A 12,721-nucleotide genomic window follows, 5' to 3' on the forward strand; every position below is an offset into this window, starting at 1 on the left:
GCCGTGTGGTCACGCGTCGTCGCTGCGCGACGCCGCCGGCGACGGTCTGTGACCAGTCGGCACCCACCCGGCGGGGCGTCGTGACCGACCGGGGACCGCGTCAGACGGTGGCGCGCCAGTCGTCCACGTCGTCGGACTCGTCGTCGGCGTCGTCGTCGAGCATCGGGATCGGCACGGTGATCGACGAGGTCGGCGGGTTGATGAGCAGGCGCTCGTCGCGACGGTGGCGGAGCACGTCGTTGATGTACGCGGTCGTGGCCTCGGGCAGGGAGACGGAACGCTCCTCCTGCTGGGACATGAACCAGCGGTGCTCGAGCAGCTCGTGGAACACCTCGGCGGGTTCGAGCCGACCGCGCAGGTCACGGGGGATCGACCGGACGACGGGCTCGAAGACCCGTGAGACCCACTCGTGCGCCACCATCTCCTCGTCGAGTTCGTCACGGCCGTTGCGGGCACGGTACGAGTCGAGGTCGTTGAGCAGGCGCCGGGCCTGGTTCTCGCCGGCGTCGAGCCCGGTGAGCCGCAGCAGTCGGCGCTGGTGGTGCCCGGCGTCGACGACCTTCGGCTGGATCCGGACCTGCGAGCCGCCCTCGGTCGTGTGGATCGACAGTTCTTCGATGTCGAAGCCGAGCTCGTTCAGGCGCTCCACGCGGTCGTTGATGCGCCAGCGTTCCTTGATGTCGAACTGCTCGGTGCCGGTGAGCTCGGTCCAGAGCGTGCGGTACTGGGCGACGATGCGGTTCGAGACGTCCACGGGGTCGGCGTTCTCGTCGAGCCGTCCGCCGGCCTCCAGGTCGAGGAGCTCGCCGGCGATGTTCACGCGGGCGACCTCGAGGTCGTTCTCGCGCTGGCCGTTCGACAGCCCGCCGGGGTAGAGCTTGCCGGTCTCCGCGTCGACCAGGTACGCGGCGAAGGCGCCGGCGTCGCGACGGAACAGCGTGTTCGACAGGGACACGTCGCCCCAGTAGAAGCCGATGACGTGCAGGCGGACGAGCAGCAGCGCGAGGGCGTCGACCAGACGGGTGGCGGTCTCCGGGCGCAGCGTCTGCGAGTAGAGCGCACGGTAGGGCAGCGAGAACCGCAGGTGACGGGTCACGAGCACAGGGTGCAGTGGTTCACCGTCGGCATCGGCGCGGTTCGTGATGACCGCGACCGGGTCCACGCACGGCACGTCCATGCGCTGCAGGGTCCGGAGCATCTCGTACTCGGACCGGGCGACCTCTTCGCCGGTCTCCTTCACCGCGGCGACGTACCCGCTCAGGTGCACGAACCGCACGAGGTGCCGAGAGATGCCCTTCGGCAGCGCGACGATCGCGTCGTCGGGCCAGTCGGCGAGCGGCAGGTCCCACGGCAGGTCGAGCAGGCCGGGGTCGACGGTGGCGGCGGTGATGGACATCGAGTCGGGCACGGTGGTTCCTCTGGTGTCGGGGACAGCCGAGAGCCCGCGTCCGGCCTGGTGAGGCGGGCGCGGGCTCTCGGGGGAGTGCGCTGGTTACGCGCTGACGACGGCCTTGTCGTCGAGGCGGTCGCCCGACTCGGTGTCGAAGGCGTGCACGTGGCCCTGCTTCGGCGTGATGACGATCGTGTCACCGATCGACGGGTGCGCACGACCGTCGACGCGGGCGACGATGTCGGCGCGCTGGCCGTTCACGTCGGCGTGACCGTAGAGGTAGCCGTCGGCGCCGAGCTCCTCGACGACGTCGACCGTGACGGGCAGGCCCTCGCCGGACTGCGACACGACGACGTCCTCGGGGCGGATGCCGACCGTGATCTGTGCGGCACGGGCGTTCGACAGGGTGTCGCGGTCGATCGCGTGGTTGAGCGTGCCGAACTTGATGCCGCCCTCGATGACGTCGGCGGGCAGCAGGTTCATGGCCGGCGAACCGATGAAGCCGGCGACGAACACGTTGTTCGGCTTCTCGTACAGGTCGCGCGGGGTGCCGACCTGCTGCAGGATGCCGTCCTTGAGCACCGCGATGCGGTCACCCATGGTCAGTGCCTCGGTCTGGTCGTGCGTGACGTAGACCGTGGTGACGCCGAGACGACGCTGCAGCGATGCGATCTGCGTGCGGGTCTGGACGCGGAGCTTGGCGTCGAGGTTCGACAGCGGCTCGTCCATGAGGAACACCTGCGGCTGACGGACGATCGCACGGCCCATCGCGACACGCTGACGCTGACCACCGGAGAGCGCCTTCGGCTTGCGGCCGAGGTAGTCCTCGAGGTCGAGGAGCTTGGCGGCTTCCTGCACACGGGTGGCGCGCTCTTCCTTGCCGACGCCGGCGATCTTGAGCGCGAAGCCCATGTTCTCGGCGACGGTCATGTGCGGGTACAGCGCGTAGTTCTGGAACACCATCGCGATGTCGCGGTCCTTCGGCGGGACGTCCGTGACGTCGCGGTCGCCGATGCGGATCTGACCGGAGTTGACCTCTTCGAGGCCGGCCAGCATGCGGAGCGAGGTGGACTTGCCGCAGCCCGAGGGGCCGACGAGGACGAGGAACTCGCCGTCGGCGACGTCCAGGTCGAGGGAGTCGACCGCGGGACGGTTGCCTCCGGGGTAGAGACGGGTTGCCTTGTCATAGGTGACGGACGCCATGAGCGTTCGGTCCTTCCTTCACCGGCAGGTACGTGCCGGACGATCCGAGTGAAGCGGTGTGCCCGTACGGGCCCCGGACAGTCGTCGTCGACTGTCGAGCTTCATACAACACGAGTTCACCCGGGTGCGCCAGTGTTTTCCCCCTTGGTCGGCTGCTTCCCAGAGCGCCCCACTACAATCGCCGGGTCCGTCCGCCGAGCAGGGGAACGCCGAGCGGACACCGATCAGGAGGACGACGCACCGATGAACAACCGCCCCGAGGGTGCTGCCCGCGCCGCGCGGAACGAGCGCCGTGAAGCCGCCCGCCAGCGAGCCCAGCGTGCCCGGACCCAGCAGAAGCGACGCCAGCGCGGTGTCCGGCTCGGACTGCAGATCGGGCTCGGGGTCGTGCTCCTCGCCGCCGCGACGATCGTCACGCTCGTGCTGGTCGACTCCGTGAAGCCCGCCGGGCCCGGACCGTCGACGATGTCGCAGGGCGGCATCACGATCGGACAGGACCTGAAGCCGGTCACCGCGTCCGCGTCCGGATCGGCCTCTGCCGCCCCGAGCAACACCGAGACCGACGGTGCCGGGACCGTCCGGATCACCCTGTACGTCGACTACCTCTGCCCCGGCTGCGGCCAGTTCGAGCGGGCCAACGGTGACTACATCAAGGACCTGGTCGACTCCGGAGCGGCCACGGTCGACATCCACCCGGTCGCGATCCTGTCGAACCGCTCGCAGGGCACGAAGTACTCGCTCCGCGCCGCGAACGCCGCTGCCTGCGTCGCCGAGCACTCGCCGAACCAGTTCTACGCGGTCAACCAGGCGCTCTTCGCGAAGCAGCCGGACGAGGGCACGGCGGGCCTGACGGACGCGGAGCTCACCGACGTCGTCACGGGCGTGCAGGGACTCCAGGAGCGCAGCGCCGTCCGGAGCTGCATCACCGACCAGGACTACGCCAAGTGGGTGGACGAGCAGACGTCGAAGGTGTCCGACGGCACCATCCCCGGGTCGACGCTCAAGGAGTTCCCCGGCACGCCGCTCGTGCTCGTGAACGGCCAGCGGTACGAACTGACCTCGCCGGTCACGAACGACGACTTCCGCACCTTCGTGGTGACGGCCGCCGGGACGACCGACGCGACCCCGACGCCCACCCCGAGCGCGACCCCGACGCCCACGCCGACCAAGCGCTGACGTCCGGACGAGCGCTGACGTCCGGACGAGCGCTGACGTCCGGACGAGCGCTGACGTCCGGACGAGCGCTGACGCGCTGACCACGGGTAGGAGGCCCGGTGCCGGCTGGCACCGGGCCTGACGTCCGCAACGGCGCGGCTACAGGGCCGAACCCGGGATGCTCAGGGTGTCGCAGTGCGTCGCACCCTGCTGGTAGCCCCGCAGGAACCAGCGCTGCCGCTGCTCGCTCGACCCGTGCGTGAACGAGTCCGGGTCGACGCGGCCGGTCGCACGCTCCTGGATGCTGTCGTCGCCCACCGCACTCGCCGCCGACAGGGCGTCCGTGATCTGTGTCCGGGTGATCGGCTCGAAGAAGGTCTCGCCGTCCGCGTCCTCGGTGGTCGCGGCGTCGCCGACCCAGGCCCCGGCGTAGCAGTCCGCCTGCAGCTCGACGCGGACACTGTCCGACGACGCCCCCGTGCCGGAGCGGTCGGTGCTCGCGAAGGATCCCTGCAGCTGCTGGATGTGGTGCCCCCACTCGTGCGCGACGACGTACATCTGCGCGAGCGGACCGCCTGACGAGCCGTACTGCGACTGCAGGTCGTCGTAGAACGCGGTGTCCAGGAAGACCGCCCGGTCCGGCGGGCAGTAGAACGGGCCGGTCGCGGCGGACGCCTGCCCGCACGCGGTGTCGGTGGAGTCCTGGAACAGGAAGAACTCCGGCGAGGTGTAGGAGATGCCGAGGGATCGTGCCTCGGACGTCCAGTAGGCGTCGAGGGACTCGGCTGCGCCCTCCATCCGGCACTCGACGCGCAGGTTGGCATCCCGCCCGGTCCGGCACTCGGGGGCGGCGTCGGCGGACTCGCCCCCCTGCTGGATCGTCGTCAGACCGTTGTCGCCGCCGACGATCCCGCTCAGGTCGACCCCCGTGAACTGCAGGATCAGGAACACCACGACGGCGCCGACACCCACGGCACCACCGCCGATCGCCGTGGTGCGACCCCGCCGCTTGACCTTGCCGCCCCGAAGCCGAGCATCGTCGTTGAACGTCATGGCCCCGAACCTACCGATCAGCGGCCCCGCGTACCGTCGGCGGCGTCGGCCACCCCGACACCTGACGTACACCTGTCGTACAACCGGAAGGAACCGCACGATGGCCACTCCCATCAGCACCGTGATGAGCCCCGCCCGCTACGTCCAGGGCAAGGACGCGATCACCCGCGTCGGCGAGTTCATCGCCCCGATCGGCAAGCGGCCCCTGATCGTCGCCGACGACGTGGTCTGGGGCATCGTCGAGACCGCCGTCACCGAGAGCTTCCGGTCCGCCGACCTGGCCGTCGAGCGTGTCGGGTTCGGCCGCTTCGCCACCCCCGAAGCCGTCGACGAGCTCGTCGAGCAGATCGCCGCGAAGGACGCCGACGTCATCGTGGGACTCGGCGGCGGCTCCGCCATCGACGCCGCGAAGGCCGCCGGACACCTGGCCGGCATCCGGTGGGCGAGCGTCCCGACGGCCGCGTCCACCGACGCCCCCACCTCGGCGCTCGCCGTCATCTACACCGCCGAGGGCGAGTTCATCGAGTACCGCTTCTTCCCGCACAACCCGGACCTCGTGCTCATCGACACCAGGCTCGTCGCCAACGCCCCGGTGCAGTTCCTGGTCGCGGGCATCGGCGACGCGCTGGCGACCTGGGTCGAGGCCCGTGCCGCGAAGCGTGCCAACGCCGACACCATGGCCGGCGGCCTGCAGACCCAGACCGGCGTCGCGCTGGCCGAACTGTCGTGGAGGCTCCTGCACGAGAACGCCCTGCAGGCCATCGAGGCCGTCAAGTCCAAGGTCGTCACCCCCGCGCTCGAGAAGGTCGTCGAGGCGAACACGCTGCTGTCCGGCCTGGGGTTCGAGTCGGGCGGGCTCGCCGCCGCCCACGCGATCCACAACGGGCTGACCGCCGCTCCGCAGGCCCACGGCCTGGCGCACGGGCAGAAGGTCAACATCGGCACGATCGCGCAGCTCGTGCTCGAGGGCGCCCCGGCGGAGGAGATCGAGGACTTCGTCGTCTTCACCACGAAGGTCGGCCTGCCGAACACCCTGACCGAGATCGGCCTGACGGTGGACGACCGCGACGTGCTGCAGGCCGTGGCCGAGGCCGCGACGGCGGAGGGCGAGACCATCCACAACATGCCGTTCCCCGTCACGCCGGAGCTCGTGGTCGACGCCCTGGTCGCGATCGAGGGCATCGCGCGCAGCATCCGCGCCGAGCACGGTCTGCCGGAGCCCGTGCTGTACGAGCACCACTGACCCCGGCGCGGGATCAGGTGCGGATCAGCGGTTCCATCGTCGCCAGGTCCGCACCGATCCCGACGTCGACGAGTTCGATCCGACCCGCGAGGGTGGCGGCGGGTCCGGTCAGCAGTCCGGCCTTCACGCCGCCGAACGTGACGGTGACGTCGGCGTGCAGGACGTGGTCGTCCGCGACGCCGCCGGTGTCCACGTCGACGCCGCTCGGCACGTCGACCGCGACGACGAACGGCGCGCGCTGGTCGCGGGCGAGCTCGCGGATCGCGTCCACGACCTCGCGGGCGGGGGACCGCAGTGCGGTCGCGCCGTGCACCCCGATGCCGAGGATGCCGTCGAGCACCAGGTCGGCCTCGAGTGCCGCCTCGGTCGCGACGGCGGCCAGGCGCTCGCCGTCGCTCCGGCCGGCTGCCCGCAGGATGTCGGCCGCTCCGCCCGCGTTCGGTCCCGAGGTGCCGGACGCGCCGTCGAGCAGACGGGCGCCGGCGTCCAGCGCCGCTGCCAGGCCGGCCGCGTGGACACGGGAGCCGACGCGCAGGACCGCCACGTGCCTCCCGGCCGCTGCCAGGCGAGCACCCGCGAACAGGGCGTCCCCGCCGTTGTCGCCGCTGCCCGCCAGCACGAGGACCGATCCCGGCCCGTCGACCGGCCGCACGGCCGGATCGTCCAGCAGGTCGCCGACGATGCGCGCGAGCCCTGCGGCGGCTCGCTGCATGAGCGGTTCCCCCGCGTCGAGGTGGGGGCGTTCCGCCGCCCGGATCTGATCGCCGCCGTAGCCGTCCATGGCGACCACACTGCCCCGATACGCTGGAGAGGACATGTCACTCGTCCCCGAAGCGCCCCGCCCCCGGTTCGTGATGTCGCCCGACGGGCTGCGACTCGCGACCTACGACTTCGGCGACCCCGACGCCCCGGCCGTCATCGCGGTGCACGGGTTCGCCTCCGGCGCAGTGCTCAACTGGCACGCATCGGGCTGGACGCGACACCTGGTCCGTGCCGGCTACCGCGTGCTGGCGCTCGACCAGCGGGGGCACGGCGCGAGCGCGAAGCCGCACGATCCGGGTGCCTACTCGATGGACCTGCTCGTCGCCGACGTCACCACGGTCATCGACACGTACCTGCTCGACGACGTCGCGTACCTCGGCTACTCGCTCGGCGCCCGCGTCGGCTGGCACACCGCCGAACGCCTGCCGGGCCGGATCTCGCGAGCAGTCTTCGGCGGGATCCCGGACGCCGACCCGATGCGCCGCGTCCGCGTCGACCAGGCGAAGGCCTACATCGCCGACGGCACCCCGATCGAGGACCGCGTGACGAACGGCTACCTGACGATGGCGGGCAACGTCGAGGGCAACGACCTCGGCGCGCTCGTGGCCATGGTCGAGGGGATGCGGAACAGCATCGAGCCGACCCCGCAGAACGCCCCGGCGCAGCCGCTCCTGATGGCGGCCGGCAGCGAGGACGGCATCCGCGACAGCGCGGTCCGGCTCGCCGAGGCCGCACCGGACGCCACCTTCTTCGAGATCCCGGGGCGCAACCACTTCAACGCACCGACCTCGCGGCCGTTCCGCGAAGCGGCGCTGCGGTTCCTGTCCGCCCCGCGCTGAGGGGTACTCGTGGGTCCCCTCGGTCGGACCCCACCGGGCGTACCGTCCCCGCCATGGACTACAGACTCCTCGGCAACAGCGGGACATCGGTGTCGACGCTGACCCTCGGCACCATGACGTTCGGCAGCGAAGCCGACGAACCCACCTCACACGCCATCCTCGACGCCTTCGTGGCCGCCGGTGGCACGCTCGTCGACACGGCGGACGTCTACTCCGGCAACGAGTCCGAGCGGGTCATCGGCAGCTGGCTCGCAGCACACCCCACCGAGGCGGCGCAGGTCGTCCTCGCCACCAAGGGCCGGTTCCCGCAGGGCGACGGTCCGAACGACCTCGGGCTGTCCCGACGACACCTGCGCGTGGCCCTCGACGCCTCGCTCGAACGGCTCGGCGTCGACCACATCGACCTGTACCAGATGCACGCGTGGGACGCCCTGACCCCCATCGACGAGACCCTGCGGTTCCTCGACGACGCCGTGTCCGCCGGCAAGATCGGCTCGTACGGGTTCTCGAACTACCTCGGCTACCAGGTCACCAAGGCCGTCTACGAGGCGAAGGCGCACGGCTGGGCACCGCCGGTCACCCTGCAGCCGCAGTACAACCTGCTCGTCCGCGACATCGAGCACGAGGTCGTGCCCGCCTGCCTCGACGCCGGCATCGGCCTGCTGCCCTGGTCGCCCCTGGCCGGCGGCTGGCTGTCGGGCAAGTACCAGCGCGACGAGGCCCCGTCCGGCGCCACCCGCCTGGGCGAGAACCCGGAGCGCGGCATGGAGGCGTGGGAGGCCCGCAACGGCGACGAGCGCACGTGGGAGGTGCTCGACGCCGTCTCCGAGGTGGCCGACGCCCACGACGCGTCGAAGTCGCAGGTCGCACTCGCCTGGCTGCTGGCCCGGCCCGCGGTCACGAGCGTGATCCTCGGTGTCCGCACCCTGTCGCAGCTCGAGGACAACCTCGGTGCCGCCGACCTGGTGCTCACCGACGACGAGCTCGCCCGGCTGACCGACGCCAGCGCGCCCCGCATCGACGACTACCCCTACGGCACGGCGGGCGTCGCGCAGCGGGAGCGGAAGATCACCGGCGGGCGCTGAACCGGCGGGCGCTGAACCGGCGGGCGCTGAGCCGGCGGGCGCTGAGTCGGCGGGCGTCGGCCGGACCGCGCCGTTTCGCGTTCGTGCACATCGTGCGGATTTCCGCGGATGTGGGGTCAGGGTGTGGACGCGCGGGTCGGTGAGGTGTCATCCTCGTCGCACGACCGGCTGGTTACCGCGTCCAGCGCCCGGAACGCCCCCTGATCCGCGTTCCGTGTGCCGATGCCCCGGGCGAGACTTCGCCCGGGGCATCGCTCTGGGGCCGGCAGCGGGACTTGAACCCGCAACCCCCGTATTACAAGTACGGTGCGCTACCAATTGCGCCATGCCGGCTGACGCCGCTCATCCTACCGGTGAGGGCGTCCGGGGCTCACTCGCCCGACTTCTCCGAGAAGTTCAGCGAGATCGAGTTCATGCAGTACCGGTCACCGGTGGGGGTGCCGAACCCGTCGGGGAACACGTGGCCCAGGTGCGAACCGCAGCTCGCGCACCGGACCTCGGTCCGGGCCATGCCGAGCGAGTTGTCCTCGATGAGCTGCACGGCGTCGGGGTTCACCGACTCGTAGAACGACGGCCAGCCGCAGCCGGAGTCGAACTTCGTGCCGCTCTTGAACAGCTCCGCGTTGCAGGCCGCACAGGTGTAGACGCCGGCGCGCTCCTCGTCGAGGAGTTCACCGGTCCACGGTCGTTCGGTCCCCGCCTGGCGGAGGACGGCGTACTGGTCCGGGGAGAGCTCCTCGCGCCACTGGGCGTCGGACTTGTCGACGTTGTATGCCATTGGTTCCTCCTGCTTCCGGTCGGGCTCTTCCGGGCACTCCCGACCACTTCAGTAAACTCGCCACGATGTCCGAGCATTCCGTGCACCACGCCCGCTGGACCCGTCTGACGACGGACGCACTGTACGGCATCGTCGTCCTGCGCAACCGCGTGTTCGCGCTCGAGCAGCGGGTCACCGCCGAGGACTTCGACGGCCGTGACCGCGAGCCCGACACCGAGCACTGGTGGTTCGGCACGGACACCGCTGCGGTTGGGTACCTGCGGCTCATCCGCCCGGCGGTGGACGAGGTCCACCCGGACGGCGCCGAGTCGCCGGCGTGGGTCATCGGGCGGGTCGCGACCGACCCGGAGCACCGCGGGCAGGGGATCGCCGGCCGGCTCGTCGCCGCCGTCCTCGACGAACACGGACACGACCCGTTCGTCCTGCACGCCCAGGAGTACGTCGCGGCCCTGTACGAGCGGTACGGCTTCGTGCGGTTCGGGGAGCCGTACGTGGAGGCCGGCATCCGCCACGTCGGCATGCACCGGCCCGGGCGCTGATGGACACCCGGGCCCGGTACGCCGCCTACGCCGACCGCATCGAGGCGGTCTCACCGTCGTACGCCGCCTGGGCACGGTCGCTCGACGACGCCCTCGTCGCGCTCCTCGCCGAGGTCCCCGAGCAGCAGCGGCAGCCGGAACTGTTCTTCGCGGTCGCGCGGCGGCTGGGCGCGGACCCGTCGGACCCGGGTGCGCTCGGCGCGCTCGGCCTGGAGGCCCGCCCCGCGCTGGTCACGGCCCTCGCGTCCGCCACGGTGCAGGCCAACGACCCGCGGCGGCTCGCCCCGGTCGTCCCGCTCTTCGCGGCGCTCGCCGAACGCTCCGTACGGCCGCTCGGCCTGGTCGATGCCGGGGCTGCCGCCGGGCTGTGCTCGATCCCGGACCGGGTGACGCTCGACCACCGGACGTCGGAGTCCCGGGTGCCGGCGGAACGCGCCCCGGTGCCGTCGTCGCGCCCCGACTCTTCGGGGCGCGACGACCACGGCGGGGCGCGCACCGAGCTCGTCCGGATGCACACGGCGGTCGACGAACCCGCGGTCCGTCTCGTCGCGGACGTCTCAGGGGTCCTTCCGGCTCCGGCGAGCAGGCCGATCCGGATCGGCGCACGGATCGCCCTCGACCCGAACCCGATCGACCTCGCCGCACCGGGCGCGTTCGACCGGTTGGTCGAGGTCGTCCCGCCCGAGGCGACGGAGCGGATCGCCCTGATGCGCGAGGCGGCGCGCGCGACGCTCGCCGTGCCTCCCGTGCGGATCAGGGGCACGCTGCCGGGTGACCTCGACCGTGCACTGGACGCCCTGCCGGACGACGTCGAACCGGTCGTCCTGACCACTGGGACCCTGGTCTACGTGCCGGGCGCGGACCGGCAACGGTTCGTGGACCGGATCCGTGAGCGGGGGGTGCACTGGATCGCCCTCGAGCGCACCGGGATCCTGCGCGATGTGGCCGCGACGCTCCCCGATGACGTCGACGCCGCTGACACGGACGCGTTCGCGACGGCCTCGATCGACGGGGTCGCGGTCGCCGTCTCCGACCCGTTCGGTACCCGCGTGCGCTGGTTCCGTGCACCGAACCTGTGACCAGTGTTCGCGACAGTCCAGCCCCGTGCCAGGGTCCGGATCGACTCCACCCCTACGATGTGCGAGACCCGTTACCCGACCGTGATCGGAACCGCCGTGACCAGCCCCACCGACGAACGCAGCACTGAGCAGCTCAGTGAGCTCGCCCAGCGCGTGCTGTCGTTCGAGCAGGACCGGGCACGGCACGACCGCACGAAGGAAGCGGAGATCCGGGTCGAGTTCGAGATGTCGGCGGCGCGCTACTACCAGGTGCTGAACCGCGTGATCGACTCGCCCGCGGCACTCGCGTACGACCCGCAGCTCGTCAGCCGGCTGCAGCGGCTCCGGCACGCGCGCACCAGCGCCCGGGCCACGCGCAGCTTCGTCGCGCCAGGCGTGGCTCCCGAAGGACGTGAAGAGGAACGATGAGCACGAGATTCCCCCGAGACCGGTTCGACGACGTCGCCGACGGCCCGCGGGTCGGTGCGCACCGCGGTGCCCAGCGTCGCGGCCGTGGCTGGATCGCCTTCGCCTGGGCGGCACTCGCCACCGGGGTGCTCGTCGGCATCGGCGTGCTCGTGCTCGCGCTGCTGAACGGCAGCTACTCCTTCAACAGCTCGGACTCTCCGTCGGCGTCCACGTCGGCGTCCGCCACCGCGAAGCCCTCGGCGACGTCGAAGCCGTCCGCGTCCTCGTCGGCCGGATCGGGTTCCGCGGGGTCCGGCGCGGGCAGTGCCGCGGCCGCGACGCCGGCGCAGCAGGGCACCACCACCGTCGTGGTCCTGAACGGCACGACCACCACGGGCCTGGCCAGCCGGGCGAGTGCGGCACTGACCGGTGCCGGCTGGCAGGTCGCCTCGACCGGTGACGCCGGCACGACGGGTTCGACGTCGACGATCGTCTACTACCAGCAGGCGTCGCAGGCGGCGGTCGCGCAGGGCATCGCGAAGCAGCTCGGGGTCACCGCGGTGCAGCAGTCGGCGGCGTTCCCGAACGCGGACGTGAGTGTCGTCCTCGGCGCGGACTACACCGGTTGATCCCGGCACCACCGCGTTTTTCGCGCATTGTGTGACGGGTGTGTTTCGGGCACGTTGAATTCTGACGGAATCGACGTGAAACAACGTCACACCTCTTGCCTGATCCGGCGCGTTCGGTCAGAGTCCCATGCAGACGACGATCACGTCGTTCCGCACTGCAGTACCAGGGAGCAAGAGATCATGGCCAACGGAACCGTGAAGTGGTTCAACGCTGAAAAGGGCTTCGGCTTCATCACCGTGGATGGAGGGGGCCAGGACGTGTTCGTGCACTACTCGGCCATCGACATGTCGGGTTACAAGGTCCTCGAGGAGGGCCAGGCCGTCGTGTTCGACGTCGGGACCGGGTCGAAGGGCCCGCAGGCAGAGTCCGTCCGCCCCGCCTGAGCACCACCACTTCCAGAACGCGCCGTCCCGTCAGGGGCGGCGCGTTCGTCGTGTGCGGGGGTGAGGACGGGTGCGGGGAGCGCGACCGCGGCGGTGGTGCGGGGTCCGCCGGACGTGGCGTGTCCTGGGAAGTCGTCACGAGCCTCCCGACTGTGTTGCACTCGCACCCGTCGAGTGCCAGAATCGGCGTTGGCA

General features: G+C 71.2%; 14 protein-coding genes and 1 tRNA gene. 9 read left to right on the plus strand and 6 right to left on the minus strand.

Annotation, left to right across the window (positions count from 1 at the left end; genetic code table 11):
- Positions 1–100: 100 nt before the first annotated feature.
- Positions 101–1,408: a DUF4032 domain-containing protein gene (locus BIU95_RS03010; RefSeq protein WP_139179607.1), complete on the minus strand. Its 1,308-nt coding sequence runs from the start codon at positions 1,406–1,408 to the stop codon at positions 101–103.
- 84 nt (positions 1,409–1,492) lie between these two features.
- Complete coding sequence (locus BIU95_RS03015) at positions 1,493–2,593, minus strand: ABC transporter ATP-binding protein (RefSeq protein ID WP_017888061.1); 1,101 nt, start codon at positions 2,591–2,593, stop codon at positions 1,493–1,495.
- Positions 2,594–2,836: 243 nt separating this feature from the next.
- Between BIU95_RS03015 and BIU95_RS03020 the strand changes: the two genes are divergently transcribed.
- Positions 2,837–3,769 carry a thioredoxin domain-containing protein gene (locus tag BIU95_RS03020; protein ID WP_071250284.1) on the plus strand — a complete coding sequence of 311 codons (933 nt, stop codon included), beginning with the start codon at positions 2,837–2,839 and terminating at the stop codon, positions 3,767–3,769.
- A 138-nt stretch (positions 3,770–3,907) separates the two neighbouring features.
- Here the strand turns inward: BIU95_RS03020 and BIU95_RS03025 are convergent, their stop codons facing one another.
- The gene (locus BIU95_RS03025) at positions 3,908–4,801 is read right to left on the minus strand and encodes a neutral zinc metallopeptidase (RefSeq protein WP_017888059.1); all 894 of its coding nucleotides are present in this window, start codon (positions 4,799–4,801) and stop codon (positions 3,908–3,910) included.
- Positions 4,802–4,901: 100 nt separating this feature from the next.
- Between BIU95_RS03025 and BIU95_RS03030 the strand changes: the two genes are divergently transcribed.
- Complete coding sequence (locus BIU95_RS03030) at positions 4,902–6,044, plus strand: glycerol dehydrogenase (RefSeq protein WP_071250286.1); 1,143 nt, start codon at positions 4,902–4,904, stop codon at positions 6,042–6,044.
- A 13-nt stretch (positions 6,045–6,057) separates the two neighbouring features.
- On the opposite strand, the gene BIU95_RS03035 is transcribed toward BIU95_RS03030, so the two are convergent.
- Positions 6,058–6,861: an NAD(P)H-hydrate epimerase gene (locus BIU95_RS03035; protein WP_031260218.1), complete on the minus strand. Its 804-nt coding sequence runs from the start codon at positions 6,859–6,861 to the stop codon at positions 6,058–6,060.
- On the opposite strand from BIU95_RS03035, the gene BIU95_RS03040 reads away from it, so the two are divergent.
- On the plus strand, positions 6,860–7,645 hold the full coding sequence (locus tag BIU95_RS03040) for an alpha/beta fold hydrolase (protein ID WP_017888056.1): 786 nt from the start codon (positions 6,860–6,862) through the stop codon (positions 7,643–7,645). The genes BIU95_RS03035 and BIU95_RS03040 overlap by 2 nt on opposite strands.
- Positions 7,646–7,698: 53 nt before the next feature.
- Complete coding sequence (locus tag BIU95_RS03045) at positions 7,699–8,730, plus strand: aldo/keto reductase (protein ID WP_071250288.1); 1,032 nt, start codon at positions 7,699–7,701, stop codon at positions 8,728–8,730.
- 257 nt (positions 8,731–8,987) lie between these two features.
- Here BIU95_RS03045 and BIU95_RS03050 read toward each other — a convergent pair.
- Together BIU95_RS03050 and msrB are read right to left on the minus strand one after the other, a co-directional pair.
- A tRNA-Thr gene (locus tag BIU95_RS03050) sits at positions 8,988–9,063 on the minus strand.
- 37 nt (positions 9,064–9,100) lie between these two features.
- Entirely contained in the window at positions 9,101–9,508 is a 408-nt protein-coding gene (gene msrB, locus BIU95_RS03055) for a peptide-methionine (R)-S-oxide reductase MsrB (RefSeq protein WP_017888054.1), read from the minus strand.
- 65 nt (positions 9,509–9,573) lie between these two features.
- Here msrB and BIU95_RS03060 point away from each other — a divergent pair, with 65 nt between their 5' ends.
- The 5 genes from BIU95_RS03060 to BIU95_RS03080 all read left to right on the plus strand — a co-directional run bounded on the left by BIU95_RS03060 (position 9,574) and on the right by BIU95_RS03080 (position 12,526).
- Positions 9,574–10,047 carry a GNAT family N-acetyltransferase gene (locus BIU95_RS03060; RefSeq protein WP_031260216.1) on the plus strand — a complete coding sequence of 158 codons (474 nt, stop codon included), beginning with the start codon at positions 9,574–9,576 and terminating at the stop codon, positions 10,045–10,047.
- Complete coding sequence (locus BIU95_RS03065; RefSeq protein ID WP_071250290.1) at positions 10,047–11,126, plus strand: DUF2332 family protein; 1,080 nt, start codon at positions 10,047–10,049, stop codon at positions 11,124–11,126. Before BIU95_RS03060 ends, BIU95_RS03065 begins: the two co-directional genes overlap by 1 nt.
- Positions 11,127–11,222: 96 nt before the next feature.
- Positions 11,223–11,534, plus strand: a complete 312-nt coding sequence (locus tag BIU95_RS03070) for a DUF3263 domain-containing protein (protein WP_231564081.1) — start codon at positions 11,223–11,225, stop codon at positions 11,532–11,534.
- Entirely contained in the window at positions 11,531–12,142 is a 612-nt protein-coding gene (locus tag BIU95_RS03075; protein WP_017888050.1) for a LytR C-terminal domain-containing protein, read from the plus strand. The genes BIU95_RS03070 and BIU95_RS03075 overlap by 4 nt, the downstream gene beginning before the upstream one ends.
- 180 nt (positions 12,143–12,322) lie before the next feature.
- Positions 12,323–12,526: a cold-shock protein gene (locus BIU95_RS03080; RefSeq protein ID WP_017888049.1), complete on the plus strand. Its 204-nt coding sequence runs from the start codon at positions 12,323–12,325 to the stop codon at positions 12,524–12,526.
- Positions 12,527–12,721 lie beyond the last annotated feature (195 nt).

The sequence above is a fragment of the Curtobacterium sp. MCBA15_007 genome, assembly GCF_001864905.1.
Classification (GTDB): domain Bacteria; phylum Actinomycetota; class Actinomycetes; order Actinomycetales; family Microbacteriaceae; genus Curtobacterium; species Curtobacterium poinsettiae.

What these genes read in the sequence shown, in the direction of transcription:
- BIU95_RS03035 (WP_031260218.1), bottom strand. Translation starts at nt 6,861, where the DNA reads ATGTCCTCTCCAGCGTATCGGGGCAGTGTGGTCGCCATGGACGGCTAC.
- msrB (WP_017888054.1), bottom strand. Translation starts at nt 9,508, where the DNA reads ATGGCATACAACGTCGACAAGTCCGACGCCCAGTGGCGCGAGGAGCTC.
- BIU95_RS03065 (WP_071250290.1), top strand. Translation starts at nt 10,047, where the DNA reads ATGGACACCCGGGCCCGGTACGCCGCCTACGCCGACCGCATCGAGGCG.
- BIU95_RS03075 (WP_017888050.1), top strand. Translation starts at nt 11,531, where the DNA reads ATGAGCACGAGATTCCCCCGAGACCGGTTCGACGACGTCGCCGACGGC.
- BIU95_RS03060 (WP_031260216.1), top strand. Translation starts at nt 9,574, where the DNA reads ATGTCCGAGCATTCCGTGCACCACGCCCGCTGGACCCGTCTGACGACG.
- BIU95_RS03030 (WP_071250286.1), top strand. Translation starts at nt 4,902, where the DNA reads ATGGCCACTCCCATCAGCACCGTGATGAGCCCCGCCCGCTACGTCCAG.
- BIU95_RS03080 (WP_017888049.1), top strand. Translation starts at nt 12,323, where the DNA reads ATGGCCAACGGAACCGTGAAGTGGTTCAACGCTGAAAAGGGCTTCGGC.
- BIU95_RS03040 (WP_017888056.1), top strand. Translation starts at nt 6,860, where the DNA reads ATGTCACTCGTCCCCGAAGCGCCCCGCCCCCGGTTCGTGATGTCGCCC.
- BIU95_RS03045 (WP_071250288.1), top strand. Translation starts at nt 7,699, where the DNA reads ATGGACTACAGACTCCTCGGCAACAGCGGGACATCGGTGTCGACGCTG.
- BIU95_RS03025 (WP_017888059.1), bottom strand. Translation starts at nt 4,801, where the DNA reads ATGACGTTCAACGACGATGCTCGGCTTCGGGGCGGCAAGGTCAAGCGG.
- BIU95_RS03020 (WP_071250284.1), top strand. Translation starts at nt 2,837, where the DNA reads ATGAACAACCGCCCCGAGGGTGCTGCCCGCGCCGCGCGGAACGAGCGC.
- BIU95_RS03015 (WP_017888061.1), bottom strand. Translation starts at nt 2,593, where the DNA reads ATGGCGTCCGTCACCTATGACAAGGCAACCCGTCTCTACCCCGGAGGC.